General features: G+C 72.1%; 24 protein-coding genes and 1 riboswitch. Of the genes, 17 read left to right on the forward strand and 7 right to left on the reverse strand.

The window, feature by feature from the left end; genetic code table 11:
• The first annotated feature begins 201 nt into the window (after window positions 1–201).
• The 3 genes from ABZ396_RS26330 (at window position 202) to ABZ396_RS26340 (ending at window position 4043) form a co-directional block, all read left to right on the forward strand.
• Window positions 202–999: an IclR family transcriptional regulator gene (locus ABZ396_RS26330; protein ID WP_358924365.1), complete on the forward strand. Its 798-nt coding sequence runs from the start codon at window positions 202–204 to the stop codon at window positions 997–999.
• A gap of 147 nt (window positions 1000–1146) precedes the next feature.
• Complete coding sequence (locus ABZ396_RS26335; RefSeq protein ID WP_358924363.1) at window positions 1147–2622, forward strand: NAD-dependent succinate-semialdehyde dehydrogenase; 1476 nt, start codon at window positions 1147–1149, stop codon at window positions 2620–2622.
• Between the two features lie 56 nt (window positions 2623–2678).
• Window positions 2679–4043 carry an MFS transporter gene (locus ABZ396_RS26340; protein ID WP_358924361.1) on the forward strand — a complete coding sequence of 455 codons (1365 nt, stop codon included), beginning with the start codon at window positions 2679–2681 and terminating at the stop codon, window positions 4041–4043.
• Between the two features lie 59 nt (window positions 4044–4102).
• Here the strand turns inward: ABZ396_RS26340 and ABZ396_RS26345 are convergent, their stop codons facing one another.
• From ABZ396_RS26345 to ABZ396_RS26355, 3 genes are all read right to left on the reverse strand, one after another.
• Window positions 4103–4375 (reverse strand): hypothetical protein, encoded by a 273-nt coding sequence (locus ABZ396_RS26345; RefSeq protein ID WP_358924359.1) that lies wholly within the window; start codon window positions 4373–4375, stop codon window positions 4103–4105.
• A gap of 73 nt (window positions 4376–4448) precedes the next feature.
• Window positions 4449–5258 (reverse strand): hypothetical protein, encoded by an 810-nt coding sequence (locus ABZ396_RS26350; RefSeq protein WP_358924357.1) that lies wholly within the window; start codon window positions 5256–5258, stop codon window positions 4449–4451.
• Between the two features lie 140 nt (window positions 5259–5398).
• Window positions 5399–5656, reverse strand: a complete 258-nt coding sequence (locus ABZ396_RS26355; RefSeq protein ID WP_358924355.1) for a hypothetical protein — start codon at window positions 5654–5656, stop codon at window positions 5399–5401.
• A 160-nt stretch (window positions 5657–5816) separates the two neighbouring features.
• Between ABZ396_RS26355 and ABZ396_RS26360 the strand changes: the two genes are divergently transcribed.
• The 9 genes from ABZ396_RS26360 to ABZ396_RS26400 all read left to right on the forward strand — a co-directional run bounded on the left by ABZ396_RS26360 (window position 5817) and on the right by ABZ396_RS26400 (window position 13906).
• Window positions 5817–5948, forward strand: coding sequence for a putative leader peptide (locus ABZ396_RS26360; RefSeq protein ID WP_358924354.1), 132 nt, complete (start codon window positions 5817–5819; stop codon window positions 5946–5948).
• Between the two features lie 117 nt (window positions 5949–6065).
• On the forward strand, window positions 6066–6929 hold the full coding sequence (locus tag ABZ396_RS26365) for a glutathione S-transferase C-terminal domain-containing protein (RefSeq protein ID WP_358924352.1): 864 nt from the start codon (window positions 6066–6068) through the stop codon (window positions 6927–6929).
• A gap of 77 nt (window positions 6930–7006) precedes the next feature.
• Window positions 7007–7118, forward strand: a riboswitch (SAM riboswitch).
• Between the two features lie 402 nt (window positions 7119–7520).
• Window positions 7521–8501, forward strand: coding sequence for an amino acid ABC transporter permease (locus ABZ396_RS26370; RefSeq protein ID WP_358924348.1), 981 nt, complete (start codon window positions 7521–7523; stop codon window positions 8499–8501).
• Entirely contained in the window at window positions 8498–9292 is a 795-nt protein-coding gene (locus ABZ396_RS26375; protein WP_358924347.1) for an amino acid ABC transporter ATP-binding protein, read from the forward strand. Before ABZ396_RS26370 ends, ABZ396_RS26375 begins: the two co-directional genes overlap by 4 nt.
• Before the next feature lie 46 nt (window positions 9293–9338).
• The gene (locus ABZ396_RS26380; RefSeq protein WP_358924345.1) at window positions 9339–10364 is read left to right on the forward strand and encodes an ABC transporter substrate-binding protein; all 1026 of its coding nucleotides are present in this window, start codon (window positions 9339–9341) and stop codon (window positions 10362–10364) included.
• A gap of 25 nt (window positions 10365–10389) precedes the next feature.
• Entirely contained in the window at window positions 10390–11103 is a 714-nt protein-coding gene (locus ABZ396_RS26385; RefSeq protein WP_358924343.1) for a GNAT family N-acetyltransferase, read from the forward strand.
• 80 nt (window positions 11104–11183) lie between these two features.
• Entirely contained in the window at window positions 11184–11249 is a 66-nt protein-coding gene (locus ABZ396_RS26390; protein WP_313663591.1) for a putative leader peptide, read from the forward strand.
• Between the two features lie 73 nt (window positions 11250–11322).
• Window positions 11323–12513, forward strand: a complete 1191-nt coding sequence (locus tag ABZ396_RS26395; protein WP_358924339.1) for an LLM class flavin-dependent oxidoreductase — start codon at window positions 11323–11325, stop codon at window positions 12511–12513.
• 19 nt (window positions 12514–12532) lie between these two features.
• A complete protein-coding gene (locus tag ABZ396_RS26400) occupies window positions 12533–13906 on the forward strand; it encodes an NtaA/DmoA family FMN-dependent monooxygenase (RefSeq protein WP_358924337.1) in 1374 nt (457 codons plus the stop codon).
• A gap of 114 nt (window positions 13907–14020) precedes the next feature.
• Here the strand turns inward: ABZ396_RS26400 and ABZ396_RS26405 are convergent, their stop codons facing one another.
• Window positions 14021–15100: a M12 family metallopeptidase gene (locus ABZ396_RS26405; protein WP_358924335.1), complete on the reverse strand. Its 1080-nt coding sequence runs from the start codon at window positions 15098–15100 to the stop codon at window positions 14021–14023.
• Between the two features lie 94 nt (window positions 15101–15194).
• Here ABZ396_RS26405 and ABZ396_RS26410 point away from each other — a divergent pair, with 94 nt between their 5' ends.
• Window positions 15195–16922 carry a LuxR C-terminal-related transcriptional regulator gene (locus ABZ396_RS26410; RefSeq protein WP_359186092.1) on the forward strand — a complete coding sequence of 576 codons (1728 nt, stop codon included), beginning with the start codon at window positions 15195–15197 and terminating at the stop codon, window positions 16920–16922.
• Between the two features lie 21 nt (window positions 16923–16943).
• On the opposite strand, the gene ABZ396_RS26415 is transcribed toward ABZ396_RS26410, so the two are convergent.
• Window positions 16944–19547, reverse strand: coding sequence for a CHAT domain-containing tetratricopeptide repeat protein (locus ABZ396_RS26415; protein ID WP_359186095.1), 2604 nt, complete (start codon window positions 19545–19547; stop codon window positions 16944–16946).
• Between the two features lie 110 nt (window positions 19548–19657).
• On the opposite strand from ABZ396_RS26415, the gene ABZ396_RS26420 reads away from it, so the two are divergent.
• Genes ABZ396_RS26420 through ABZ396_RS26430 form a run of 3 tightly spaced genes read left to right on the forward strand, consistent with a single transcriptional unit; the run spans window position 19658 to window position 22208 of the window.
• The gene (locus tag ABZ396_RS26420) at window positions 19658–21097 is read left to right on the forward strand and encodes a S8/S53 family peptidase (protein ID WP_358922266.1); all 1440 of its coding nucleotides are present in this window, start codon (window positions 19658–19660) and stop codon (window positions 21095–21097) included.
• A complete protein-coding gene (locus tag ABZ396_RS26425; protein ID WP_358922272.1) occupies window positions 21094–21732 on the forward strand; it encodes a sigma-70 family RNA polymerase sigma factor in 639 nt (212 codons plus the stop codon). Before ABZ396_RS26420 ends, ABZ396_RS26425 begins: the two co-directional genes overlap by 4 nt.
• The gene (locus ABZ396_RS26430; protein ID WP_358922264.1) at window positions 21729–22208 is read left to right on the forward strand and encodes a hypothetical protein; all 480 of its coding nucleotides are present in this window, start codon (window positions 21729–21731) and stop codon (window positions 22206–22208) included. The genes ABZ396_RS26425 and ABZ396_RS26430 overlap by 4 nt, the downstream gene beginning before the upstream one ends.
• A gap of 213 nt (window positions 22209–22421) precedes the next feature.
• On the opposite strand, the gene ABZ396_RS26435 is transcribed toward ABZ396_RS26430, so the two are convergent.
• Window positions 22422–23213, reverse strand: a complete 792-nt coding sequence (locus tag ABZ396_RS26435; RefSeq protein ID WP_358922263.1) for an N-formylglutamate amidohydrolase — start codon at window positions 23211–23213, stop codon at window positions 22422–22424.
• A gap of 81 nt (window positions 23214–23294) precedes the next feature.
• On the opposite strand from ABZ396_RS26435, the gene ABZ396_RS26440 reads away from it, so the two are divergent.
• Window positions 23295–23636: a DUF5713 family protein gene (locus ABZ396_RS26440; protein ID WP_358922261.1), complete on the forward strand. Its 342-nt coding sequence runs from the start codon at window positions 23295–23297 to the stop codon at window positions 23634–23636.
• Window positions 23637–23831: 195 nt separating this feature from the next.
• Here the strand turns inward: ABZ396_RS26440 and ABZ396_RS26445 are convergent, their stop codons facing one another.
• Window positions 23832–26048: an NADP-dependent isocitrate dehydrogenase gene (locus ABZ396_RS26445; protein WP_358922259.1), complete on the reverse strand. Its 2217-nt coding sequence runs from the start codon at window positions 26046–26048 to the stop codon at window positions 23832–23834.
• Window positions 26049–26206: the final 158 nt, after the last annotated feature.

Raw genomic sequence — 26206 nt, forward strand, 5'->3', positions numbered from 1 at the left:
TCTCTCCTGGACCTGGGAAGCAAGACTCGACGGGCACAGAAGGACGAACCTCGTATTCGGTGCAGTTCATTCGGCCCGATGCGGCGAATCTAGGTCCGCCACCACCCCCTCGCAAGGCGGTCACAGGAATCGAAACGCCCGTTGCTCTGCTGACAACTTCCAGCCTGACCTGGGGTTCCTCAGCCTGTATGCGCGCATACGATGGCGACTGTGACCGACTCTTCCGCGGCCTCCCGCGGCCACGGCCTGCGCCGTGACATCGACCTGCTGGAGGCCCTCGCCTCCGACGAGGCCCAGAACGCCGGCGGCCTCGGCGTGGTCCGCCTCGCCCAGCTCGTGGGCAGGGAGAAGACCCAGATCTCCCGGGCCCTGAAGGCGCTGGCCGCCGAGGGCATCGTCGAGCGCGACCCCGACACCCTGGAGTACCGCCTCGGCTGGCGGCTGTTCTCCCTGGTCGCCCGCACCTCGGAGAGCCGTCTGGTGCGGGTGGCCGAGCCGGTCATGCGCGCTCTGTCGGCGGACCTGGAGGAGACCAGCCACCTGTGCGTGCTCAGCGACCGTGACGTCCTCACCCTGCTCTCGGTCTCCGGGCACTCCTTCCGCGTGCACGGCTGGGAGGGGCGCGGGGTGGCCGCCTGGCGGCTGTCCGCGGGGCGCGTGCTGCTCGCCGACGCGACCCCCGACGAGCTCTACGTCCGCTTCGGTACCAGCGGGCAGATGCCGGTGCAGGAGCTGTGGGCCCTGATCCAGGACGCGCGACGGCAGGGCTACGCGCGTGTCAGCGAGGAGTTCGAGGAGGGGCTGGTCGGTGTGTCGGCGCCGGTCAGGGACTTCCGGGGCCGGGTCGTCGCCGCCATCAACATCTCCGCCCCGAAGTCCCGCCTGGGCGACCGGCTCGACGATGCGGGGCGTACCACCGCGCGGGCGGCGGCGCGGGTGTCGTCGCTGCTGGGCTGGGAGCCCCGGCGCACCCCGTTGCAGCGGGCCCGGCTCACCTGACCGCCGTACTCCCGCCCAAGATCGGCGAGTTGCCCTCACAGCAACCCCCATTGCGATCCGCCGAGGTTGCCTTGTCCGCCCCATGACGCGCTCGTAAATTCACCGCGCATCGGACGAGCCCCGTCCGGAACGGAGAAAAGAGCAGTCATGAACCTCGCCGGCATCGACCTCCTGGCCAAGGCGCCGCTCGCGGAAGGCGATGTGTTCCTTGGCGGCCGCTGGCTCCCGGCCGCCGGCGGACGGACCTACCCCGTGTACGACCCGGCCACCGGCGACCTGGTCAGGGAGGTCTCCGCGGCGGGACCGGAGGACGCCCGCGCGGCGATCGAGGCCGCGGAGTCGGCCGCGGCCGGGTGGCGGGCGACACCGCCCCGGCGCCGTTCGGAGATCCTGCACACCACGTTCGCGCTGATGCGTGAGCACACCGACACCCTCGCCCGGCTCATCGTGCTGGAGAACGGCAAGGCCTACCGGGATGCGGTGGCCGAAGTCGGTTACGCCGCCGAGTTCTTCCGCTGGTTCGCCGAGGAGGCGGTCCGCATCGGCTCCTCCTTCGGGGACGCCCCGGCCGGCGGCTACCGGCACGTCGTACGCAAACACCCCGTCGGCGTCACGGCGTTCGTGACCCCCTGGAACTTCCCGGCCGCCATGGCCACCCGGAAGATCGCCCCGGCGCTCGCGGCCGGCTGCCCGGTGCTGCTCAAGCCCGCGCCGGAGACCCCCCTCACGGCCCTCGCGGTCGCCGCGCTGCTGACCGAGGCCGGCCTGCCCGAAGGCCTGCTGAACGTCCTGCCGACCGACCGCGCCCCCGAGGTGGTCTCGGCCTGGCTGGGCGACGAACGGGTCCGCAAGTTCTCCTTCACCGGCTCCACCGCCACCGGCAGGCTGCTCCTGGAGCAGGCCGCCGCGCACGTCGTCAACGTGACCATGGAACTGGGCGGCAACGCCCCCTTCGTGGTCTGCGCGGACGCCGACATCGACGCCGCCGTGCTCGGGGCGATGGACGCCAAGATGCGCGGCGGCGGCGAAGTCTGCATCGCCGCCAACCGGTTCTACGTCCACGCCGATGTCGCAGCGGAGTTCACCGAGAAGTTCGGCGCCGCCATGGCGGCCGTACGCACCGGGCCCGGCCTGGGCGACGGAGTCACCCTCGGTCCCATGATCAACCAGGCGGCCGTGGACAAGATCCGTGACCTGGTCGCGGACGCCGTGGCGCGCGGCGCGCGGATCGCCGCGCAGAGCGAAGTGCCCGACGGACCCGGTTACTTCCACCCCGCCACCGTCCTCGTCGACGTCCCCGACGACGCCCGCGTCCTGCACGAGGAGGTCTTCGGCCCCGTCGCGCCGCTGACCACCTTCACCGACGAGGACGAGATGCTGGCCCGCGCCAACGCCACCGTCCACGGCCTGGCCTCGTACGTCTACTCCCGTGACGTCGGCCGGGCGCTGCGTATCGCCGAACGTCTGGAGGCCGGCATGGTCGGCGTCAACCGCGGTCTGCTGTCCGACCCGGCCGCGCCCTTCGGCGGCGTCAAGCAGTCCGGCCTCGGCCGGGAGGGCGGCCGTGAGGGCATCGAGGCTTTTCTGGAGACGCAGTACATCGCCCTCGACTGGCCCCTCTGATCCCTCCGACCGCTGCCCGTCCCCGCCCGCTCACCCGCTCACCCCAAGGACCGCACATGGCAATGACGCCTGCGACCCAGCAACCGCCCGGCACCCCACGGGTCCCCGACCACACGCGCGAGCGCCGCCGTCTGCACACCAAGCTCAAGCTCGCCACCCAGATAGGCGAGGGCATCGACGGCTACATCATCGGCGGCATCGGCATGGCCATGACCGCCCTGACGGCCGATCTGCACCTCTCCACCCTCATGGAGGGCCTGGTCGGTGCCTCCCCGCTGATCGGCATCTTCGTCGGCGGCCCCCTCTTCGGCCGGCTCGCCGACCGCTTCGGACGCCGCCCGGTGTTCCTCGCCGACATGCTGATCTTCCTGGTCGGCTCGGTCCTCCAGTTCTTCGTCACCGACGGGCCGCAGCTCTTCCTCATCCGGCTGCTGATGGGCGTGGCGATCGGCGGCGAGTACGCCATCGGCGCCCCGCTGCTCTCCGAGTACGCCCCCAGGCAGGGCCGGGGCCGGCTGCTGGCCAGCCTGGAGATCAGCTGGTACGTCGGCTACGCGCTGGCCACGGTCGTCGGCGCCCTGTTCGCGAACGTCGACGGCGGCTGGCGCTGGTCCCTGTCCAGCAGCGCGGTCCTCGCGGTGGTGTGCGTGTCGCTGCGCGGCGGCATCCCGGAGTCGGCCCGCTGGCTGCTGAGCAAAGGGCGCCGGGAGGAGGCCGAGGCGCTGATCGAGCGGTACGGCATCGAGATCGACGTGGATGCCGAACTCGACGAGCGGAGCGCGACCGGACAGACCGGGTTCTGGGCCCTGTTCAGCAAGAAGCACATCCGCAGCACGGTGTTCGCGAGCGTCTTCTGGGCGGCGCTGGTGCTGCCGTACTTCGCCATCGGTACGTTCTGGACGCAGGTCTTCGACGCCCTCCACATGGGCGACAACGCGGTCGCGGCGCTGCTCGTCTACTCGTTCACCGCGGTCGCCGGTGTCACCGCCGGCTGTCTGGTCGTGGACCGCATCGGCCGCCGCAGGCTGCTGATCCCGCCGTTCTGGATCACCGCCGGCTGTCTGGCGCTGGTCGCGGTGTGGCCGCACTCGACGCCCGTCATCGTGGCCGGCTTCCTCTTCTTCATCTTCCTCAACGCGGCCTCCAGCGCGCTCACCGCGGTCTACCCGCTGGAGGTGTTCCCGACGTCCCTGCGCGCCACGGGCGTCGGCTTCGCCACCGCGATGAGCAGGGTCGGCGCGGCCGTCGGCACCTTCCTGCTGCCGATGGGCCTCGACCGCTTCGGCGTGGAGTTCGTGCTGCTCATCGGCGCGGGGGTGCTCGCGGTCGGCGGTCTGGTCTCCCAGTTCCTCGCCCCGGAGACCACGGACCTGGACCTCGCGACCGCGGCGCGCACGGCCCGCGGTCCGGTGAGCGGCTGAGCACTCCCGACGCCAGAAGGTCCCCGCGGGCGCTGACCCGCGGGGCGGCCTCAGCTGTCTCAGACCGTCGCCAGGTCGAACTGCTCCCAGGTCCCGATCGCCGTCCTGTTGGCGATCAGCGCGTCGGCGCCGCCGTTCTCGGCCGTCACGTGTTTGCCGTTGGCGGCGGCCAGCAGACTGACCGTGCCGTTGGAGTTCTTCACCAGCTGGAAGAGGGGGCCCTGCTGCTCACCGTGGAGGCGGACCCCGGGAACCTCGACCTCCTGGAGGGTGTCGTCGGCCGGCATCTGGTCCGCTTCGGCGCCCGCGACGAACTCCTCGTCGAGTGGCACCGCGACAACGGCCGGCCGGGCACCATCCAGCGCAACTCCGAGGACCCGGGCGCCCCACTGAGCGGTACCCGCTTCAGTCGAACTGGCTCGGCAGCGGTGCCGGGGTCTTGCCGGCCAGGACCTCCTTGAGGCGCTGGGCGCCGTGCCGCACGGCCAGCCAGGTGCTGTCGTGGTCGACGCCGGCAAGGCCGCCGTTGGTGACCGCCGCCCCGGAGGCGCCGATGCGCACGACCGCCACGTCCAGGGTGCAGGTGGCGGGCTGGCCCTCGGCGGTGCCCTTGACGGTCACCGTCAGGGCCTCGCGCGCGTCGCCTGCCTTCGGCACCTGCGCCGACACGACCTGCACGGTTCGCTTGCTGCCGTCCTTGCCGGTGGCCGTGAAATGGTTGCACTTCTGGGGCACGCTCTTCACCCAGGCCAGCGTGGCGTCCAGGCTGGCCGAGCCGTAGTCCCCGACCTGGTACAGCAGCCGGGAGTCGTCCGCGGTGAACCCGCGCAGCCCGGAGGCGCCGGTGGCGCGGCCGAGGAGGCTGGCGGAGTAGAGGCCGTCGAGGAGGCGCTGGCAGTCGGCGGCATGGGACTTGGCGGTGAGGAATTCGGCCACGTCGACCTTGCCGACCAGCATGGTGTTGCGCCAGGTCGCCGCGTCGGTGGCCGGCTCCCAGTTGTCCTCGATGTCGGCCGCCGTGATCAGCGCGGCCTGTGCGCCCGCCCCGGTGAGGGCGGGCGTCGCCGTCGGGGACGCGGGGGAGCGCTCGGCGGCCGGTGAGATGGACACGGCTTCGGGGTCGCCGCTCTCGTCCGTACAGGCCGCCGTGGCGAGCAGGGTCCCCGCCGCCAGGGCCGAGGCGAGAACACGCACGGGTCGGGACGGACGGATCATCGCGACTGCCTCCTCGGGAACGCGGTACGTCACTCCGCGGGCAGCGGTGCTGCGTCACCCCGCGGACAACGGCGGTACGTCCCCTTACGCCACCATCCGGCACGGTCGCCGACCACCCGCGCGCGCCATTCGGGTGAGCGTCATGATCCGGGAGCCGTGATCCGCACCCTCCGGCTGCCGCAGCGCGGGCACACCGCGTCGGCCAGCGGCGACCGCACGGCCCGGCCGGCCTCGTCGACGTACTCCTGGGTGCTCTGCAGGTCCGGGTCGGCGATCGGGTCGGTGAAGAACACCACCTGGAAGGTCGCCTCCCAGACCTCGCCGCACCGCCCGCAGACGAACGCGAAGGTCTCGGGTACGGCGCCGGGCAGGGGCCCGGGCCCCGGGGGCTCGCTCATCGCGTCCGGCTCCTGTCACTCGGCCTGCGACTCCAGCGGACAGCCCCTTCCGCCCGGCGGCAAGCCGGGGCCGGGTGTCCCAGGCGTGGACGCCCCCTTGACGTCAGGCGGAGGCCGATCGACACTCCAGTTGGGAATCCTAGTGAAAAGGTAGGGAAAGATGGGTCGCCTGCGCACGGTCACCGGCAGACAGCGCCGAGGGAGCCGTAAGCCCTGCCCCGTCCCGCTGCTCACCTCCCGCCGGCACATCGATCTGCTGCGCGTGTGCAGCGCCATCAGCCGCACGAGCTGAGCGCCCGCCGCCGGCCGCGTGCCGAGCGCCCGCCGTCGGCCGCATGTGCCGAGCGCCCACCCACCGACCAACGCTTCCGCCGCGCGTACGTCCGCGCGCCCGTACCCGGGGAGACGCATGTCCATCACTCCGCTCGCCGCCCTCCCGTCCGCCCGCACCGCTCCCGCCTTCCGGGGGCGCATCGGCCGGGACGCGCGCAGCGGCCACTACGCCGTGCCGCGCCGCTACCGGCTCCACCTCGCCACCGCCTGTCCCGACGGCCTCCGCATCGCCGTCGGCCACAGCCTCCTGGCCCTGGACGACTGTTGTCCGGTCACCTTCCTGCCCGCCGTCCCGGACTGTCCCGACGGCAGCCACGCCGCGCTGCGCCCGCTGTACGAGGCGAGCGCCCACCACTACTCGGGGCCGGCTCTCGCGCCCGTGCTCAGCGACGACTGGTCCGGCCGTATCGTCAGCACCCACAGCCGGGACATCCTGCGCGACCTGGACCGGCACTTCGGCGACGGTGTCGCCAGGCTGTACCCGTGCGGTGCCGAGACCGGGATCGAGGAGGTCGAGCGGCTGTGCGCGGAGGGCCTCGAACGGGCCGCGCAGCGCGCCGGCAGCGCGGGCGGTGACCCGGAGGCGCTGGAAACGCTGCTCGCCACCCTGGGCGAACTGGAGCGCCGGCTGACCGGGGTGGAGTTCCTGGTCGGCGACCGACTCACCGCGGCCGACGTCGAGTTGTGGGTCGCCCTGGTGCAGCTGGACACCGTGCACCGGACCCACCTGGACGCCTCCGCCGTGCACCGCATCGCCGGCCACCCGGTGCTGTGGGCCTATGCCCGACGGCTGGCCGCGCACCCGGCCTTCGGAGCCCACCTCGACCTCGACGGCATCGCCCGCCGCCACCACGGCCGTTGCCAGGGCCTGGAAGCCGCCGGCGCGGCCGTCCAGATCCTGGACTGGGCCGGCCATGCGGCGGACGCCTCCCGCAGGTGACAGCGGCCCGAACCGTTCCACCAACCGGACAGGCGTTGACATCCGTTCGGGCAACTGACTTACTTGCGGCACAGAACGGTCAAGAGCGTCAGCATCGAGCCCTGGCTTGCTGACCGGCAACCCTCGCATCGCGGTGGGGTGCCCCAGGTGACGACCCGACCGGATGACGACGTTCGGTAAGCGCGAGGCCCCCTCAGGGCCGCCACAACAGCGACAGGTGACGGACATGTACGCAGCTGCCAGGGCGGCCGAGGGCCGCACCCAGGGCTGCGTACAGCCGTATCCGAGCCCGCTCGTCGCCGACCGAGCCGTCGACCTGCTCCGTGTCAACAGCGCCCTGTGTAGCGCGTGTAGCGCACCGGGCTGTGCCTGCTGCCGGGTCTGACCAGGCCTTTTCGCCTCGCCCGCAGCGCGGCTCCCACAGCCTCGCATCCCAGCGTCCTCGACGGAACACCGGTCGCCCCGGTGTGACGACGTCCGCCCATCCCCGTGTCCCGCGCGCCCCCGCGCACCCGTGCCGTGCCCGAAGGCGGCGCGCTGCCGCGGCCCCGGCCGTGTGACCCGGGGTGTCCGACTCCGCCGGAGCCCGCCATGAGTGAACCCCCAGGCGCCCTGTCCCTAGCCGAGGCGCCGCCACCCACTGACAGCGCGTCAAAATCCCTTGAAAACCAGCGAGTTCAGCCACTGCGCCGCCCCGGCAGGTGGATCGCCACCGGCGTCGTCCTGGTGCTCGTCGCGCAGTTCGTACACGGACTGGCCACCAACCCCTTCTACCAGTGGGACCGCTTCCGCTACTGGTTCCTGCGCCCCACCATCCTCGACGGGCTTGTCATCACCCTCGAAGTCACCGTGCTCAGCGCCGTGCTTGGCCTGCTCGGCGGCATCGTGCTGGCCCTCGCCCGGCTCTCCGGCAGCCCTGTGCTGCGGGCGGTGAGCTGGACCTACACCTGGCTGTTCCGCTCGGTGCCGCTCATCGTCCTGCTGATCTTCCTCTACAACTTCTCCGCCCTGTACAAGACGCTGAGCCTGGGCGTGCCCTTCGGCCCGTCCTTCGTCACCTTCGACGAGTCGAAGCTGGCCACCGACACGGTGATCGCCGTGGTCGGACTCAGCCTCAACGAGGCGGCCTACGCGGCCGAGGTGGTGCGCGGCGGCATCCTCTCCGTCGACCAGGGCCAGCACGAGGCGGCCGCCGCGCTCGGCCTGCCCAGGGGCTACCAGTTCACCCGGATCGTCTTCCCGCAGGCCCTGCGCTCCATCGTCCCGAACTACGTCAACCAGCTCATCGGCCTGATCAAGAGCACGTCCCTGGTGTTCTACGTCTCGCTGCTCGACCTCTTCGGCTCGGTGCAGTCCATGGGCAGCACCTACCCCGGCGACATCGTGCCCCTGCTGCTCGTCGCCACCGTCTGGTACCTGATCCTGACCAGCGCCGTCTCCGTCGTCCAGTACTACGTCGAGCGGTACTTCGCCCGCGGCGCCACCCGCACGCTGCCGCCGACCCCCCTCCAGAGACTCCGCACCGGCCTGGCCGGCCTGCGGGAACGGGCACGCCGGGAGGCCGCCGTATGACCACCGCACCGGACATCGCCTCGGACACCGCCCCGGCCGCCCTGGAGATCCACGACCTCCACAAGTCATACGGCGCCCACCGCGTCCTCGACGGCATCGACCTGACGGTCCGCCCCGGCGAGGTCACCGTCGTCCTCGGCCCGTCCGGCTCCGGCAAGTCCACGCTGCTCCGGGTCGTCAACCACCTGGAGAAGCCCGAGTCCGGCCACGTCAGCGTCGGCGGAGAGTTGATCGGGGTCAAACGCCATGGCGACGGGCTCAAGGAGCTGAGCGAACGCGCCATCCTGGCCCAGCGCAGCCGGATCGGCTTCGTCTTCCAGAACTTCAACCTCTTCCCGCACCTGACGGTCCTCGACAATGTCGCGGCCGCCCCCGTCGCCACCGGAAAGCTGACCAGGCCCGAGGCGCAGCGGCTGGCCAAGGAACTCCTCGAACGCGTCGGCCTCGGCGAGCGCGTCGGCGCCTACCCACGGCAGCTGTCGGGCGGCCAGCAGCAGCGCGTCGCCATCGCCCGTGCCCTCGCGCTGCGCCCTGGCATCATCCTCTTCGACGAGCCGACCTCCGCGCTCGATCCCGAACTGGTCGGCGAAGTGCTCGCCGTCATCGAGGACCTGGCGTCCAGCGGCACCACCCTCGTGATCGTCACCCACGAGATCGGCTTCGCCCGTGAGGTCGCCGACCGGATCGTCTTCATCGACGCCGGAAAGATCGTCGAACAGGGACCGCCCGCCGAGATCCTCGACAATCCGCGGCACGAACGGACCCGGGACTTCCTGCGCAAGGTCCTGTGAACCACTCACCTTTGACTGAAATTCCACTGAAACTCGAAGGACAGCCATGCCCACGCTCCTCTCCCGACGCAGCCTGATCCGCGGCCTCACCACGGCGACCGCCGTCGCGACCCTCGCCACCGGGCTCGCCGCCTGCGGGGGCGACAGCGACGCCGCCACCACGACAGGCAGCGCCACGAACGGTGAGGTCGTCATCGGCCGGTCCGCCAACGGTGCCGCGAAGCAGACCACCCTCAAGGTGTCCGAGGTCAAGTCCATCAGCGCCGAACTGCCCGCCGCGATCCGCAAGAGCGGCAAACTGGAGATCGGCGTCGGCGCGCTGCCCGCGGGATCGCCGCCGCTGCAGTTCGTGGGCAGCGACCAGAAGACCCTCACCGGCATCGAGCCCGACTTCGGCCGGCTGGTGGCGGCGGTCCTCGGCCTCACCCCCGAGGTGAAGAACCTCACCTGGGAGAACCTGTTCGTCGGCATCGACAGCGGCAAGGTCGACGTGGCCTTCTCCAACGTCACCGACACCGAGGAGCGCAAGAAGAAGTACGAGTTCGCCTCCTACCGGCAGGACAACCTCGCCTTCGTGGTGCCGGAGAAGAACGCCTGGAACTTCGACGGCGACTACGAGAAACTCGCCGGCAAGACCGTCTCCGTCGGCGCCGGCACCAACCAGGAGAAGATCCTCCTGGAGTGGAAGGCCAAGCTCGCCAAGGAGGGAAAGCAGCTCACGGTCAAGTACTTCCAGGACAACAACAGCGTCTACCTGGCCCTGGCGAGCGGCAAGATCGACGCCTACTTCGGGCCCAACCCCAGCATCGCCTATCAGGTCACACAGACCGCGAACACGCCCCGGGCGGTCCGTAACGCCGGCACCTTCTCCGGCGCAGGCGAGACCCTTCAGGGCCTGATCGCGGCCACCGCGAAGAAGGACAGCGGCCTCGCCAAACCGCTCGCCGACGCGATCAACTTCCTGATCGAGAACGGGCAGTACGCCAAGTGGCTGACCGCCTACAACCTCTCCAACGAGGCCGTCGCCAAGTCCCAGGTCAACCCGGCCGGGTTGCCGCTGGACAACTCCTGATCGAGCGTCAGAAGAGATCGCCGTCATGACCGTCGCAGCACATCAGGACGTCCTCGACAACGCCGTCTGGTCCGCCCTCGCCGGCCCGCACGCCCACCTCGCCGAACGCGTCGGCCGGGCCGCCCGCTACCCCGACGACATCTACGCCTACGCCGCCCTGGCCGACCCCGCCGACCCGGACGCCTGGGCCGACCTGCACACGCTCGTCGGCCCCGGAACCACCGTACGGATCAAGCCCGCCGACGCGGCGCCGCCCGGCTGGGAGGTGGTCGGCGGCGGACCGGGCGTCCAGTTCGTCGACACCGCACTGCGGGCCGAGCCGGATCCGGAGGCGGTTCGGCTGGGCCCGGACGACGTACCCGCGATGCTGGGCCTGGTGGGCCGCACCGGGCCCGGCCCGTTCCGCGAGCGGACCGTCGAGATGGGCGCCTATCTCGGCATCCGGCACCGGAGCCGGCTGATCGCCATGGCGGGGGAGCGGCTGCGGCTGCCCGGCTGGACGGAGATCAGCGCCGTCTGCACCGACCCCGGGCACCGCGGCCGGGGCCTGGCCACCCGGCTGGTACGCGCGGTCGCCGCCGGCATCCGGGAGCGCGGTGACATCCCGTTCCTGCACGCGGCGCCCTGCAACGCGACCGCGATCCGGCTGTACGAGTCGATCGGCTTCACCGAGCGCCTGCGCACCCGCTCCCTGCTGGTACGCAGCCCGGGAACATCCCCGAAGGCCGGGGCGTTGTGACGGTTGACGAGGTGTGTGAGGCGCCGCCGCAGGGCGCCCTGAAGGGGGAGGTGACGGCAGTGACGCGGATATGCCACGCCGTGCATCTCCACTCCCGGCCCCACATCGACCTCCAGCGCGTGGCCGGCGCGCTCTGTTGCTCCTGACCCGTTTTCGCTGAAGCCGCACACGCTTCCCAGTGGCGTGCGCCCTCGTACGGATCTCCAGGAAGGCACCCTCGTGTCCTCAGCACCCCTTTCCCCCCTGCATCTCGCCGTCGCCCTCGACGGCACCGGCTGGCACCCCGCCTCCTGGCGGGAGCCGGTCGCCCGTCCCCGTGAGCTGCTCACCGCCGGATACTGGGCCGCTCTGGTCGCCGAGGCCGAGCGCGGTCTGCTCGACTTCGTCACCATCGAGGACGGCCTCGGCCCGCAGTCCTCCCGCCTCCTGGAGCCGGACGAGCGTACAGACCAGGTGCGCGGCCGTCTCGACGCCGTGCTCATCGCCTCCCGGATCGCGCCCCTCACCCACCACATAGGTCTGGTGCCGACGGCGGTGGCAACTCATACCGAGCCGTTCCACATCTCCAAGGCCATCGCCACCCTGGACTACGTCAGTACCGGCCGCGCCGGACTGCGGGTGCAGATCACCGCCCGGCCGAGCGAGGCCGCCCACTTCGGCCGCCGTACGATCCCGCCCGTCGATCACTTCGAGAACCCGGTCGTGACCGAACTCTTCGACGAGGCCGCCGACTACGTCGAGGTCGTGCGCCGCCTCTGGGACAGCTGGGAGGACGACGCCGAGATCCGCGACGCGGCCACCGGGCGCTTCATCGACCGCGACAAGCTGCACTACATCGACTTCGAGGGCCGCCACTTCAGTGTGAAGGGCCCCTCCATCACCCCGCGCCCGCCACAGGGCCAGCCGCCGGTCACCGCCCTCGCCCACGGCACCGTCCCCTACCGGCTGGTGGCCCGCCAGGCCGACGTCGGCTATGTCACCCCCCACGACAACGGCCAGGCCCGCGCGATCGTCGCCGAGATCCGCGCCGAGCAGGCGGCGGCCGGCCGGTCCGCCGAGCCGCTGCACGTCTTCGGTGACCTGGTGGTCTTCCTCGACGACACCGAGGACCGGGCGGTGGCACGCCGTGAGCGGCTGGACGAGCTCGCGGGCGAGCCGTACACCAGCGACGCCCGGATCTTCGCCGGTACGGCCGACCGGCTCGCCGATCTCCTCGAGGAGTTCGCGGGGGAGGGGCTGACCGGTTTCCGGCTGCGGCCCGCCGTCCTCGGCCACGACCTGCCGCGGATCACCGAGGGCCTGGTGCCCGAGCTGCAGCGCCGCGGCCGCTTCCGGACCGCCTACGAGGCCGGCACCCTGCGCGGACTGCTCGGGCTCGCCCGCCCCGCCAACCGCTACGCCGCCGCCTGAGCCGGAAGGACCGTACGACATGAGCAAGCCGCTGAAGCAGATCCATCTGGCCGCGCACTTCCCGGGCGTCAACAACACCACCGTGTGGAGCGACCCGGCGGCCGGCAGCCACATCGAGTTCAGCTCCTTCGTGCACTTCGCGAAGACCGCCGAGCGCGCCAAGTTCGACTTCCTGTTCCTCGCCGAGGGGCTGCGGCTGCGCGAACAGGGCGGAGAAATCTACGACCTGGACGTCGTCGGCCGCCCCGACACCTTCACGGTGCTGGCGGCGCTCGCCGCCGTCACCGACCGTCTCGGACTGACCGGCACCATCAATTCCACGTTCAACGAGCCCTACGAGGTGGCCCGCCAGTTCGCCAGCCTCGACCACCTCTCCGCAGGCCGGGCCGCCTGGAACGTGGTCACCTCCTGGGACGCCTTCACCGGCGAGAACTTCCGGCGCGGCGGCTTCCTGCCGCAGGACGAGCGCTACTCCCGCGCCAAGGAGTTCCTCGCCACCGCGCACGAGCTCCTCGACTCCTGGCACGGCGACGAGATACTCGCCGACCAGGCCACCGGCACCTTCCTGCGCGACGCCAGGGCCGGCTCCTTCGTCCACCAGGGCCCGCAGTTCGACATCCACGGGCAGTTCAACGTGCCGCGCTCCCCGCAGGGCCGCCCGGTGATCTTCCAGGCCGGCGACTCCGACGAGGGCCGCGAGTTCGCTGCCGCCGGTGCCGACGCGATCTTCAGCCGGTACGCCACCCTCGAAGGCGGCCAGGCCTTCTACACGGACGTGAAGTCCCGTCTCGCCAAGTACGGCCGCCGCCCAGACCAGCTGCTGATCCTGCCCGCCGCCAGCTTCGTCCTCGGCGACACCGACGAAGACGCGGCAGAGCTCGCCCGCGAGGTGCGCCGGCAGCAGGTCAGCGGGGCCACGGCCATCAAGCACCTGGAGTTCGTCTGGAACCGGGACCTGTCGTCGTACGACCCGGAGGGCCCGCTGCCCGAGATCGACCCGGACGTCAGTTCGGAGCACATCTCGCGTGGCCGGGCGCAGGTGCGGATGTACCGTGACCCGCTCGCCATCGCCCGGGAGTGGCGGGAGCTGGCCGCCGCCCACGACTGGTCGATCCGCGACCTGGTCATCGAGACCGGCAACCGGCAGAACTTCATCGGCACCCCGGCCACCGTCGCCCGCACCATCAACGAGTACGTCCAGGCGGACGCCGGCGACGGGTTCATCCTCGTCCCGCACATCACCCCGGGCGGCCTGGACGTCTTCGCCGACAAGGTCGTCCCGCTGCTCCAGGAACAGGGCGTCTTCCGCACCGACTACGAAGGCCCCACCCTGCGCGACCACCTCGGCCTCGCGCATCCGGACGAGAAGCGGAGCGAGCGCGTGGCGTCCTGACGGGCCACGGGTTGGGTCGAGGCACGTATCCCTCCCCCGAAGGTTACGTGCCCCGACCGCTTCCCCCGGTGCCGGACTGTCGTCCGACCTCCGCGTCGCGGCCGTGTGCCGGCGTCACCAGCACATGACCGCAGTCTCCCCCGACCCCCACGTGGAATGGAGACGTACGCGGACGTAGTAGCGGCGGCCCTTGACGAGCCGGACCCTGATCCCGGTGTTGTGCGGGGTGCCCCCGTCGTCGTGGCCGGCGAGATAGCGCGGTTCCCCGTCGCGCTCCTCGAAGATCACGACGACGGAGTCGCTCTCCCCGAAGGTGCCCACGCGGTACACGCGGGTCTCCGGTGGCTCCACGGCGAAGTCGGCCTGCTCGCCCGGCCCGAGGCCGAGCGGCGCCGAGCGGAACGGCAGCAGCGTGGCCGGGGCGTCGGCGGGCGGATACCAGCGGAGCACGAACTCCTTGTCGGCCGGCGACAGCGAGCCCTGCGGATACAGACCGTTGTGGTACTGCTCCGGCTCCAGGATCAGCCCCGGGCCGAAGGGGTACTGCATCACGGACTGCGGGTCCCACACCGAGCCGTTGGCCTCGGCCGGGTCCAGCTTGCGCAGGATGTTGAAGTCCGTCTTGTCCCGGCTCCAGTGGTTCGGCGGGCCGGCGAGATCGGTGTAGACCGCCTCGTCGTCCCAGTGGACACCGGCGAACGGGCTCTGGTGCTCGTGCCGCATCCCGAGCGCGTGCCCGATCTCGTGCAGGGCCGTCCAGCGCCCGACGGGCTCGGTCAGGTCCCAGCCGAGGTTCATGGTGCGCTCGTTGGCGCCCACCGACAGCGCGTCCCGGCCGACCGCCGACCAGGAGCCGTCGCCCAGCTGGAAGCCGATCCGCAGCTCGGCCTCGCACCGGTCTGAGACCTCGGCGAACGTCACCCCGATGCCGAGGTCCCGCCACTCCTGGAAGCACTCGCGCACCACGTCCCGCTGCTCCTTGCCGCCGGCCCACGGCACCCGGCGGGTCTCCCCGGTCCCCGGGACGGGGATCACCGAGGCGTCGCTGTCGGCGTCGAAGAAGTAGTAGTGCAGGGCAGTTCCGTTGACCCACATCCGCCGCCCGCCGATCAGCGCGCTCAACCGCTCGGCGGCCAGCCCCGGAGCGAACGCCGGGACCGGCTGCTGCGGAAGCGAGCAGTAGCGTCGGGTCATGCGCCCAGACTGCCGTTTCACCCGGCTGGGCGCCTGAGTCGGGAGCTACTCAAGTCCCCCTGTATCAGAGCTGAGTAATGCGACTCATACTCATGTGACGAGTTACGAACAGGGCGCGAGAACCCCCGTGCTGCCCTGGCCGTTCACCGGCCGGGAGGACGAACTGGAGCTCGTCAGGGGGTCGTTGGGCGCCGGCCGGCAGGGTGTCGTGGTGACCGGACCGGCCGGCGGCGGCAAGACCCGGCTGATCAAGGAGGCCGTGCGGGGCACCGACGGCGTCCACGTGACCGGTACCCCCGAGACCAGCAGCCTCTCGTTCGCGGCGTTCGCGCACCTGCTCCCCGGCCGGCTCTCGCTGCCCGGCGCGGTCCAGCACCTGTCCGGTGTACGGCTCCTCGTCGTCGACGACGCCCACCTCCTCGACGAGGCCTCGGCCGCCCTCGTCCACCAGCTCGCCGTGCACGGCCGCACCCGGCTCGTGGTGGCCGCCGCCGACCCGGCACCCCTGCCCGGCGCGGTCTCCCGGCTGTGGACCGGGGAACTCCTCACCCATCTCGCCCTGGAGCCGCTGCCGTACGACGAGACGGCCCAGCTGCTCGCCGGCGGCGGCCTGGAGCCGCTCACCGTGCGCCGGCTGCACCAGGTGTGCCGGGGTGATCTGCGGCTGCTGCGGGATCTGCTCGGCGCGCTGCGCGAGTCCGGTGCGCTGACCCCGGTTCCGGACACCGGCGAGTGGGCCTGGCGTGGCCCGCTGCCGCTCACCGCGACCGTACGGGAGCGGATCGCGCCCCTCCTGGACCGGCCGGGCCCCGGTGAGCGCGACACCCTCGAACGCCTCGCCTTCGCCGAGCCCCTGCCGCCGCACCTCGACGACGGCCTCGACCTCGGGATCCTCGAACGGCTGGAGACGGACGGTCTGATCCATGTCGACGACCGCGGCGCGGTCCGCCTCGCCCACCCGCTGCACGGACCCGCGCTGCGCGCCCGCACGGGCCGGCTGCGGGCCCGCCGGCTGGCCCGCACACCCGCCCAGTGCGAGCCCGCCCTGAAGGAAGAGGAAGAGCAACTCGCGACGTGCATCGACCAGTTGAACGTACGGGAGGTGGCGGCCCCGGTGGGGGAATGGCTGGCGGCGGCAGGCCTGCCCGTACCAGCCGGGTACGCGGCCGTGCGTGCCCGGTACTCGCGGCTTCGGGGGGAGCTGCGAGAGGCGGCGGCGTGGGCGAGGGAGGGACTGCGGGCGGCGCCGGGCGACGCCTCCTGCCGTACCGAACTCGCCCGCGCCGCCGCTGAGCGGGGGGAAGGCTCCGTAGTGCGCCAGGACGGGGGTCTCGCGCACTACGGAGCCGTACGGCTCGGAGAGCCCGAGGGGGTCGTGGGACGGCTGGACGGCGTGCTCGCACGGCACGCTGAGGCACTCGCCCGCGGTGACGGACCCGCCCTCGACCGGGCCGCCGAGGCGCTGACGGAGCGCGGTCTGCTGCTGTTCGCGGCGGAGGCCCACGCCCAGGCCGTCCGCGCGCACCGGGACCCGCGCGCCGCCCGGATGTCCCGTACCCGCGCCGTCGCCCTCGCCCGCCGCTGCCAGGGCGCCCGTACTCCGGCCTTGTCCGCCCTGGTCCTCGGTGAACTCACCGCCCGGCAGCGGCAGATCGTCACACTCGCCGCGGCCGGCCTCAGCAACCGCCAGATCGCCGAGCGGCTGACCCTGTCCGTCCGGACGGTGGGCAACCACCTCTACAGCGCCTACACCCGCCTCGGCGCGAGCGACCGGGCGGCACTGCCGTGGCTGGCGGAACAGCCGGACCAGCGGTCGGCCTAGGGCCTGTCCGGTCGCGGATGCTCAGGCCGCCCCGAAGGCCGCGAACGCCCACCCCGTCGCCTGGTGGACCGCGTCGCCCGGCAGGGCGGCCCTGGCGTCCCGCAGCGCCTCCGCCAGCGACAGGCCGGCGCCCAGGCCCTTGTGCAGGGCAAGCATCAGCGGCACCACGGCCGCGTCGTTGACGGGCGCGCTGCTCGCCACCACTCCGGCCGTGCCCAGCGGCAGCAACGCGGTGACCAGGCCCAGGAGTTCGTCGGCGCCGACCGAGGCGAGGCGGGCGGTGTCGCAGCTGGAGAGGATGATCCGGTAGGGGCTGCGGGCGAGGCGTTCGAAGTCGTGGACGATCAGCGGGCCGTCGGCCATACGCAGCGAGGAGAAGAGCGGACTGTCCGCGCGGAAGGTGCCGTGCGCCGCGATGTGCGCCAGCGCCGCCCCGTCCAACTCGTCGAGCACGCGGGGCACTTGGGCGTCGTCGTACTCAAGGACCCGCGCCGTCGCGTACCGGCCCGCCACCTCGGGCACCTCCGCGCCCCCGGTAGCCAGGCCCGGCCCGCGGACCAGCACATGGCGGCCGTCCGGCGGCGGCTCGGTCTCCCGGGCCCGCAGCCAGCTCCCCGCCGACGGCGACACGCTGAGCACCCGCTCCCGCAGGGAGGGCAGGAGGGCCCAGGGCACCCGGTGCAGCGCCCCCGGCGGCACGATCACCACCGGTCCCGAGCCGAGATGGTCCGCCGCCGCGCCAAGCAGCAGCTCCTCCAGCCGTCGCCCGGCGGCCTCGACCACCGCGAGCCGGCCCTCGGCCCCCGGATGCGCGAGCCGCCGCAGCCCCGCCTGGACGTGCTCGGCCTCGGCGACCGCCTCCGCCAGCAGGCCGCCCTCGAAGCGCCGTACGCGGCCCTGTCCGCACAGCAGGATGTGCACCCGCCCCTCCAGGACGGCGAGTTCGGCCAGGCGGGCGTCACCGAGCCGGTCAAGGAGCCGGCCCGGGTCGAAGCGGTCGCCCCCGCCGGGGGCGCTGCCGCGGATGTGGTGGGTGCGGGAGCGGATCTCCCGTTCCAGACGGCGCTGTTCGCGCTCCAGGGCGAGCACGGGGCGGCCCTGCCTGCGGGCGTCCTCCGCGCGGGAGGCGATCTCACGGAACGCGGTGAGCGAGGTCAGCAGGGCCGGGTCGGCGGGTGGCCGGGTCGGGGGAGTGGAGAGGACCGTGGCCCGCCAGCGTTCGCTCCACTCCAGCAGACGGCGCGGGCCGCCGTGCGCGAGGCTCGCCTGCTGGGCCAGCGCGGCCAGCTCCGCGCCCTGCGCGGTGGCCCGGGCCCGCAACTCCGAGGCGCCCAGCGTCATCCGGTGGTCGTCGAGGACGTCAAGGCCGCGCCGGCAGGCCTCCAGGACGCCCCGCCGTGAACCGGCCGCCCGGGCGCGCAGCGCCTGCGCCGCCCAGCCGGTCATCCGGGCCAGCGGCGGTCCGCCGTGTCGGCTGCGCGCGGCCACCGCGAGATGCCGTTCCGCGTCCGCCGTCCAGCCCAGCGCCAGGGCGATCCGCCCGGCGAGCAGCGAGGCCTCCGGCGCGGCCGGCGCCCCGAACGACGCCAGCTTCTCGGCGACCGCCGCCGTGTCCTGCACCAGCCGCCCCGAGGCGGCACCGCACGCCACCCGCGCTTCGATCAGCACCAGCCGCGCATGCGTCTCCCACCAGGTCCGCCGCTGCCCCGCGAACAGCCGTACGGCGACGGCCGCGCGGGCGATGGCGGTCTGCGCGTCCCCCGCCGAACGCGCGGCCCGGGCGGCGGCCAGCAGCAACTCGGCCTTCCGGGTGGACTGCCCGCCCAGCCGGTCCAGAGCCGCGATCGCCGCATCGGCCTCGGCCAGCGCCTCGGGGGCGAGACCGGCCGCCATCAGCACCTCGCAGCGCCGGATGTACAGCATGAACGTCGGCGTGCCCAGCTCGGCGTACCGCTCCTCGGCCTCCGCCAACAGCCGCAGCGCCGCCGGGATGTCGCCCGACCGGAACGCGGCCAGGCCCCGGCTCTCCACCGCGTCCGCCTTGTCGTGCTCCTGGCCCGTCGTCTCCCACAGCCGCTCTGCCGCCGTGAAGTCCGCGTCCGCCCGGTCCACCGCGCCAAGGGCCAGATGCACCGTGGCCCGCAGCGTCAACGCCCGGGCCGTCCAGATGACGTCATCGGCCTGCCGCAGCACCGGTATCGCCCGCCGTACGTCCTCCAGGGCCTCCCGGTGCCGGCCCAGCACCCACCAGACGTACGCCCGCCGGTACAGCACCTGGGCCCGGTTGTGACCGCTGCCCAGGGCGACCCCGCGCTCGAAGGCGGCCAGCCCCTGCCGGGTGCGCCCCGCGTGCACCAGGGCGACCCCCAGGGTGGCGAGGACGTCCGCCTCGCGCTCCGGGGAGTCCGCGCGTGCCGCGCAGTCCCGGGCGCGCCGCAGATGGTCGAGGGCGACGCCGAGATCGCCGAAGTCCCGCTGCCAGATGCCGATGACCTGGTGGGCGATGGACGCGTCCAGCGGGGGCGGATCGGACTGGAGGACCCGCTCCGCGCGCGCCAGGGCCTCGCCGGGGGCGGCGAACACCATCGGCAGCAGTTCCGTTACCGATTCGCTTCGCGCAGTCACCCCTCGGATGGTAGTGGCCTGGGCATACATGCCCCACTGGTTTGGCGCTGTATCAGACGGCGGGCGCGAGACTCTGACTGAAGAACGCCGTTTCCGGGGGAGGACAGGCCATGGCACCTCAGCGATTCCATGAGCAGTTCGATCAGATCCAGCGCTCCATGCCGGACGTTCCACTGGCGATGGGGCCGGACGACGCAGCCGAGTTCTTCTACGAGAAGGGGGTCGTCCTCGCCCGCGACGGCGAGGAGGCTCGGGTCGTCGAGGACACCGTGCGCGCCCACTTCACCGCGACCACCGACCTGGTCGCCGACCATGTGCGCCGGGCGGGTGCGGAGACCAACCGCACCGGGATCACCCGCATCCAGGTCGGTGACCCGAACCACGGCGACCGCACCGGGGACCGCGCCGTCGGCCACGCGCTGCGCGCCCTGCGGGAGGCGGAGGGCCGCACCGGCCGCCGGATGGTCAGCCGCAACCACGTCGTGTCCACCACGGTCAACGCCTGCAACCCCTCCGAGCCGCTGCCCGCGCTGCTCACCCAGACACCCAACCCGCAGTCGGTCGCGGGGAGTTACGACCCCGACACGGCCGTCGGCGTGCTGGTGATCGACACCGGTCTGGTGCACGACTACCGCTCCTACCCGCTCCTCGACCGCGTCCAGGGCGACCCGCAACTGGCGGAGACGGACGCCGACGGAATGCTCCAGCAGTACGTCGGCCACGGTACGTTCATCGCCGGCCTCGTCGCCGCCCTCGCGCCCAACACCGACATCACCGTCACCAACACCCTGAACGACGCGGGCGCCATCCTGGAGTCCGAGTTCGGTGCCAAGCTATTCGAGGCGGTCGACCGGCACGGCTGGCCGGATGTCATCAGCCTCTCCGCCGGCACCCCGAACGGCAGCGCCGACGGACTGCTCGGCGCGGAGAGCTTCATGCAGGCCCTGCGCGACCAGTCCGGCACCCTGCTCGTCGCCGCCGCCGGCAACAACGGCAGCGCCACCCCGTTCTGGCCCGCCGCCTACGCCGACCTGCCCGGCTACGAGAACACGGTTCTCTCGGTCGGCGCGCTGCGCAGCGACGGCGAGTACGGCGCCTGCTTCACCAACCACGGCGGCTGGGTCAAGGTCTACGCACCCGGCGAGCAACTCACCAGCTCCCTGGCCGGCTTCGACGCGCCCGTGCCGTACGTGTACCAGCACACCACCTACGAGGGCTGCCGGTTCGGCTTCACCTACGCCTGCACCTGCCAGTACCCGCGCCACACCGGCGTGTTGACCGACACCGGGACGACCGGCCCCGGCACACCGGACCAAGTGATGTTCGAAGGGTTCGCACAGTGGAGCGGAACGTCGTTCGCCACCCCCATCGCCGCCGGCCTCGTCGCCGACCGGATGACCGCGCACAAGGAGCCCGACCCGCGTGCCGCGCGCGCCCAGCTCCTGGAGAGCATCACGGACTACGCCGAGGTGCGCGGCGCCCATGTACCGGCGCTCCGCCCGGCGACCTGGCAGCCGGTCCCGGTCGTACGGCCGGCACCCGCGGCCTGAGGTCCGGAACACTCCCCTCCACGGCGTACGATGACTTGCCGTACACGAGGGGTGGCACCGTGGACCGAGCAGAGGTCGGCGCGCTGGTCCAGTCCGCCGTCGACGGCGACGCGGCGGCCTGGAAGGCGCTCGTGGAAGGGCTGAGCCCACTGGTGTGGTCCGTGGTGCGCGCGCACCGGCTCTCCGACGCCGACGGGCACGAGGTGTACCAGACCGTGTGGTTCCGGTTCGCCCAGCACCTGGGCCGCATCCGGGAGCCCGACAAGGCGGGCTCCTGGCTGGCCAGTACGGCACGCAACGAGTGCCTGAAAGTGATCCGCGGACTGACCCGGCTGCTGCCGACCGACGATCCACAGGTCCTCGACCGGGTCAGCGAGGACCGTACGCCCGAACAGTCCCTGATCGACGCGGAGGACCAGGCGGACGAGGCGGAGCGGATCCGTCTGCTGTGGCAGGAGTTCGAGGAACTCGGCGCCCGGTGCAGGCAGTTGCTGCGTGTCCTGATGGCCTCGCCGCCGCCCAGCTATGTCGAGGTGTCCGTGGCACTGGGCATCGCGGTGGGCAGCATCGGCCCGCTGCGCCAGCGCTGTCTGCGCCGGCTGCGGGCCCGGCTCGACGCGAGGGGAGCGGTATGAGCGACGACGAGTTCCCGGCCGAGGAGGGCCTCGACGGCATCGACTTCGACGCCGACCTCCTGGAGGAGGAGCTGCGCCAGGCGGCCGCCGTCCTCGACCCGCTCCCGGCCGGGCTGCTCCAACTGGCCATGGACGCCTATGTGCTGCACGACCTGGACGCCCGGGTTGCCGAGCTGACCTTCGACTCCCTGGTTGACGCCATCCCCGTCAGGGGAGCTGAGGACCCGCCCCGGATGCTGACCTTCCGGGCGGGTGAGGTCTCCGTGGACGTCGAGGTCACCGGCGACGGGCTGCTCGGCCAGGTGCTGCCCCCGCAGTCGGCGCGTATCGAGGTGCTCGGCGGTCCGGCGGCGGCGCGCACGCTCACGGCCGACGGCATGGGCCGCTTCGCCAGTGAGGCCCCGCCCGCCGGCCCGTTCGCGCTCCGGCTGCGCACCGGCGGGGACGTGATCGTCACGGAGTGGCTCAGGGCCTGAGCCCGTCTCCATATCGAGCGCGCGGGCCAGTCCCGTACGGGCGGCGCCGCCTCACGGACGGTCGGGGCCGGCTCCGTCGTCGTGGGCGGCGTCGGCTCCACCGTCGTGGGTGGGGTCGGCCCCGTGGTCGAGGGCGCGGATATCTCCGTGGTCATGCCTCCACGGTCGTACGGCCATCACCCCGTGTCCTGCGGGAATGCTCCGGCCGGAGGGTCAGCGGCCGACGGAGTCCACCAGCGCGGCGAGGGCGGCGGCGAGCCGGTCCGCTCCCGCTCCCGCCGGACCGCCGGGCTCGGTCATGTAGAGGTCCCGCCGGATCTCCACCATCAGCGCGCCGACCCGCTCGTCCGTCCCGTAGAACTCCAGCGGCACATAGGCCCCGCCGAACGGGCTGTCCAGCCCCGTCTCCCCGCACCCCGCGAAGGCCTCGCGCGCCGCCTTCGCCAGCTCGGCCGGCGTGTGGAAGCCGTCCGTGCCCAGGCACACCGGCGGCCGCGGCCCCGCCCCGTGCAGCTCATAGGGCAGCGCCCGGCTCGGATAGGAGTGCACGTCGATCACCACGGCCCGCCCGGTCGCGGCCAGCCGCCCGGCGACGGCCTCCGTCATCGCCCGGGCGTACGGCCGGAAGTACCGTTCGACCAACGGCTCGGGATCGAACGACCCGTCCCGCAGCACATGCCGATGCGTGGTCCGTGTGTACACGGCCCCCATCCCGACGGCGAGCATCTCCTCGCGCTCGTCCGGGAACCGTTCCGGATCCACCACCAGCCGCGACAGCCGGTTGACGAACCGCCAGGGGGTCACCTCGGCCAGCCCCGCCGCGGCCGCCGCGATCTCCGCCGTGTGCGCGTCCGTGATGTGGTCCAACTCCCGCTCCAGCGCGGCATCGTCGAGCACGATGCCCGCGCGCACACCGGCCGGAACCGCCCGGGCGGAGTGCGGCACATGCAGGATCACGGGCGACTCGGCGGCGCCGGGCAGGAGTTCGTACGACGGCTGGGACACGGGCGGCTCCCGGGGTGTTGTCAGTGGCAGGGTGCAGGATCAAGGTGTCACATCGACGACGGACGAGGGTGGGGCAGCCGCATGCCGATCAGCAATCCCCGGATCACCGGCCACGCGTTCCTGGCCGTGCTGTACAGGGACGGGTACTTCCCCGACCACGTCGTGGACCGGGGCAGGGCGATCCTCGTCCGGCTCTGCGAGCGCATCGAGGCGGACCGTCCCGCCGACCTGCCCGCGCTGTACACCCTGACCCACGCGGCGACCGAGGAGTTCAACGCCCTGGAAGCGGAGTTCGAGGCGGCCGGCAGCGAGATCGAGACCGTGGCCCGCGAGGAGATAGGCGGCGAATTCTTGGTCGTCGCGCGGGCCTACGGCTTCGAGGACGCGGACGTCGAGGAGCTGATCGCGACCCGGGAGTGGTGAGCCCTCGACCCGGCGCCACTGGGGCCGCCTCCAGGCGTCGCGCACCGGCGCCCGCCGCGTTGCCGTCCCGTCCGGCTCCTGGATGCCAGACGGACGGACATGGCTCCGCCCCGGCGGGCGTGGTGCCTGCCGGGGCGGAGACTTCGACCGGGGCCCTCAGGGACCCTCAGGGGTCCTCAGGGACGGAGCGTCGGCTCAGAGGGACGCGAGCGCAGCGTTCCAGGTGGCCGACGGGCGCATGACCGCGTCCGCCTTGGCCTTCTCGGGCTGGTAGTAGCCGCCGATGTCGGCCGGGGAGCCCTGGACGGCGAGCAGCTCGTCGACGATCTTCTGCTCGTTGGCGGTCAGCGTCTCGGCGAGCGGCGCGAACGCCTTGGCGAGCTCGGCGTCGTCGGTCTGCCCGGCCAGCTCCTGCGCCCAGTACAGGGACAGGTAGAAGTGGCTGCCGCGGTTGTCGATGCCGCCGACGCGACGGGTCGGGGACTTGTCCTCGTCGAGGAAGGTCGCCGTGGCCCGGTCGAGGGTGTCGGCCAGCACCTTGGCGCGCGTGTTGCCGGTGGCCGTGGCGTACTGCTCGAAGGAGGGGACGAGCGCGAAGAACTCACCGAGGGAGTCCCAGCGCAGGTAGTTCTCCTTGACCAGCTGCTGGACGTGCTTCGGCGCGGAGCCGCCGGCGCCCGTCTCGAACAGGCCGCCGCCCGCCATCAGCGGGACGACCGACAGCATCTTGGCGCTGGTGCCCAGCTCCAGGATCGGGAAGAGGTCGGTCAGGTAGTCACGCAGCACGTTGCCGGTGACGGAGATGGTGTTCTCGCCACGGCGGATGCGCTCGACGGACAGCTTCGTGGCCTCGACCGGCGCCAGGATCCTGATGTCCAGGCCCTCGGTGTCGTGCTCCGGCAGGTACTGCTTGACCTTGGCGATCAGCTGCGCGTCGTGCGCACGGCCCTCGTCCAGCCAGAAGACGGCCGGGTCGCCGGTGGCGCGGGCGCGGGTGACGGCCAGCTTCACCCAGTCCTTGATCGGCGCGTCCTTGGTCTGGCAGGCGCGGAAGATGTCACCGGCGGCGACCGGCTGCTCGATCACGACGTTGCCGGCGGCGTCGACCAGGCGGACCGTGCCGGCGGTGGCGATCTCGAAGGTCTTGTCGTGGGAGCCGTACTCCTCGGCCTTCTGCGCCATCAGGCCCACGTTCGGGACCGAGCCCATGGTGGACGGGTCGTAGGCGCCGTTGGCCCGGCAGTCCTCGATCACGGCCTGGTAGACACCGGCGTAGGAGGAGTCCGGGATGACCGCGAGGGTGTCGGCCTCCTGGCCGTCCGGGCCCCACATGTGGCCGGAGGTGCGGATCATGGCTGGCATCGAGGCGTCGATGATGACGTCCGACGGCACGTGCAGGTTGGTGATGCCCTTGTCGGAGTCGACCATCGCCAGGACCGGGCCCTCGGCGATCTCGGCGTCGAAGGAGGCCTTGATCTCGGCGCCCTCGGGCAGGTTCTCCAGGCCCTTGAGGATGCCGCCCAGACCGTCGTTCGGGCTGAGGCCGGCCGCCTTGAGGGTCTGGCCGTACTTCGCGAACGTCTTCGGGAAGAAGACGCGCACCACGTGACCGAAGATGATCGGGTCGGAGACCTTCATCATCGTGGCCTTCAGGTGGACGGAGAAGAGGACGCCCTCGTCCTTGGCGCGGGCGATCTGCGCGGCCAGGAAGTCGTTGAGCTGCGCGACGTGCAGCACGGAGGCGTCGACGACCTCGCCCTCCAGGACCGGTACGGAGTCCTTGAGCACGGTGGTGGTGCCGTCCTCGGCGACCAGCTCGATCTTCAGGGAGCCGGCCTCGGAGATCACCACGGACTTCTCGGTGGAGCGGAAGTCGTTCTCGCCCATCGTCGTCACATTGGTCTTGGAGTCGGAGCTCCAGGCACCCATGCGGTGCGGGTGGGTCTTCGCGTAGTTCTTCACCGAGGCGGGGGCACGGCGGTCCGAGTTGCCCTCACGCAGGACCGGGTTCACGGCGGAGCCCTTGATCTTGTCGTAGCGGGCGCGGATCTCGCGCTCCTCGTCGGTCTTCGGCTCGTCCGGGTAGTCCGGCAGCGCGTAGCCCTTGCCCTGGAGCTCGGCGACAGCGGCCTTCAGCTGCGGGATCGAGGCCGAGATGTTCGGCAGCTTGACGATGTTGGCCTCGGGCGTCTTGGCGAGGTCGCCCAGCTCGGCCAGCGCGTCCGGGATGCGCTGGTCCTCGTTCAGGTACTCCGGGAAGTGGGCGATGATACGCCCGGCCAGCGAGATGTCGCGGATGTCCACGGCGACACCGGCCTGTGAGGCATACGCCTGGATCACCGGCAGGAACGAGTGCGTCGCCAGGGCCGGGGCCTCGTCTGTGTAGGTGTAGATGATGGTCGAGTCAGTCACCGGGTGCTCCGCTCCACGTCTGCAACATTGCTCGACATCAAGATATCTCGTGAGCGACCCGGTCTCGACAGGGGTCCGCGACTTGGAAGATCCGATGGTCACTCGATTGGCAACCGGATCGGTCATAGCGGTGGTCATGACAAGCGAGCCGCCATCGA

It is taken from the genome of Streptomyces sp. NPDC005866 (genome assembly GCF_040629895.1).
Lineage (GTDB): Bacteria > Actinomycetota > Actinomycetes > Streptomycetales > Streptomycetaceae > Streptomyces.

What these genes read in the sequence shown, in the direction of transcription:
- ABZ396_RS26330 (WP_358924365.1), top strand. Translation starts at nt 202, where the DNA reads ATGGCGACTGTGACCGACTCTTCCGCGGCCTCCCGCGGCCACGGCCTG.
- ABZ396_RS26335 (WP_358924363.1), top strand. Translation starts at nt 1,147, where the DNA reads ATGAACCTCGCCGGCATCGACCTCCTGGCCAAGGCGCCGCTCGCGGAA.
- ABZ396_RS26340 (WP_358924361.1), top strand. Translation starts at nt 2,679, where the DNA reads ATGGCAATGACGCCTGCGACCCAGCAACCGCCCGGCACCCCACGGGTC.
- ABZ396_RS26350 (WP_358924357.1), bottom strand. Translation starts at nt 5,258, where the DNA reads ATGATCCGTCCGTCCCGACCCGTGCGTGTTCTCGCCTCGGCCCTGGCG.
- ABZ396_RS26355 (WP_358924355.1), bottom strand. Translation starts at nt 5,656, where the DNA reads ATGAGCGAGCCCCCGGGGCCCGGGCCCCTGCCCGGCGCCGTACCCGAG.
- ABZ396_RS26360 (WP_358924354.1), top strand. Translation starts at nt 5,817, where the DNA reads ATGGGTCGCCTGCGCACGGTCACCGGCAGACAGCGCCGAGGGAGCCGT.
- ABZ396_RS26365 (WP_358924352.1), top strand. Translation starts at nt 6,066, where the DNA reads ATGTCCATCACTCCGCTCGCCGCCCTCCCGTCCGCCCGCACCGCTCCC.
- ABZ396_RS26370 (WP_358924348.1), top strand. Translation starts at nt 7,521, where the DNA reads ATGAGTGAACCCCCAGGCGCCCTGTCCCTAGCCGAGGCGCCGCCACCC.
- ABZ396_RS26375 (WP_358924347.1), top strand. Translation starts at nt 8,498, where the DNA reads ATGACCACCGCACCGGACATCGCCTCGGACACCGCCCCGGCCGCCCTG.
- ABZ396_RS26380 (WP_358924345.1), top strand. Translation starts at nt 9,339, where the DNA reads ATGCCCACGCTCCTCTCCCGACGCAGCCTGATCCGCGGCCTCACCACG.
- ABZ396_RS26385 (WP_358924343.1), top strand. Translation starts at nt 10,390, where the DNA reads ATGACCGTCGCAGCACATCAGGACGTCCTCGACAACGCCGTCTGGTCC.
- ABZ396_RS26400 (WP_358924337.1), top strand. Translation starts at nt 12,533, where the DNA reads ATGAGCAAGCCGCTGAAGCAGATCCATCTGGCCGCGCACTTCCCGGGC.
- ABZ396_RS26405 (WP_358924335.1), bottom strand. Translation starts at nt 15,100, where the DNA reads ATGACCCGACGCTACTGCTCGCTTCCGCAGCAGCCGGTCCCGGCGTTC.
- ABZ396_RS26420 (WP_358922266.1), top strand. Translation starts at nt 19,658, where the DNA reads ATGGCACCTCAGCGATTCCATGAGCAGTTCGATCAGATCCAGCGCTCC.
- ABZ396_RS26430 (WP_358922264.1), top strand. Translation starts at nt 21,729, where the DNA reads ATGAGCGACGACGAGTTCCCGGCCGAGGAGGGCCTCGACGGCATCGAC.
- ABZ396_RS26440 (WP_358922261.1), top strand. Translation starts at nt 23,295, where the DNA reads ATGCCGATCAGCAATCCCCGGATCACCGGCCACGCGTTCCTGGCCGTG.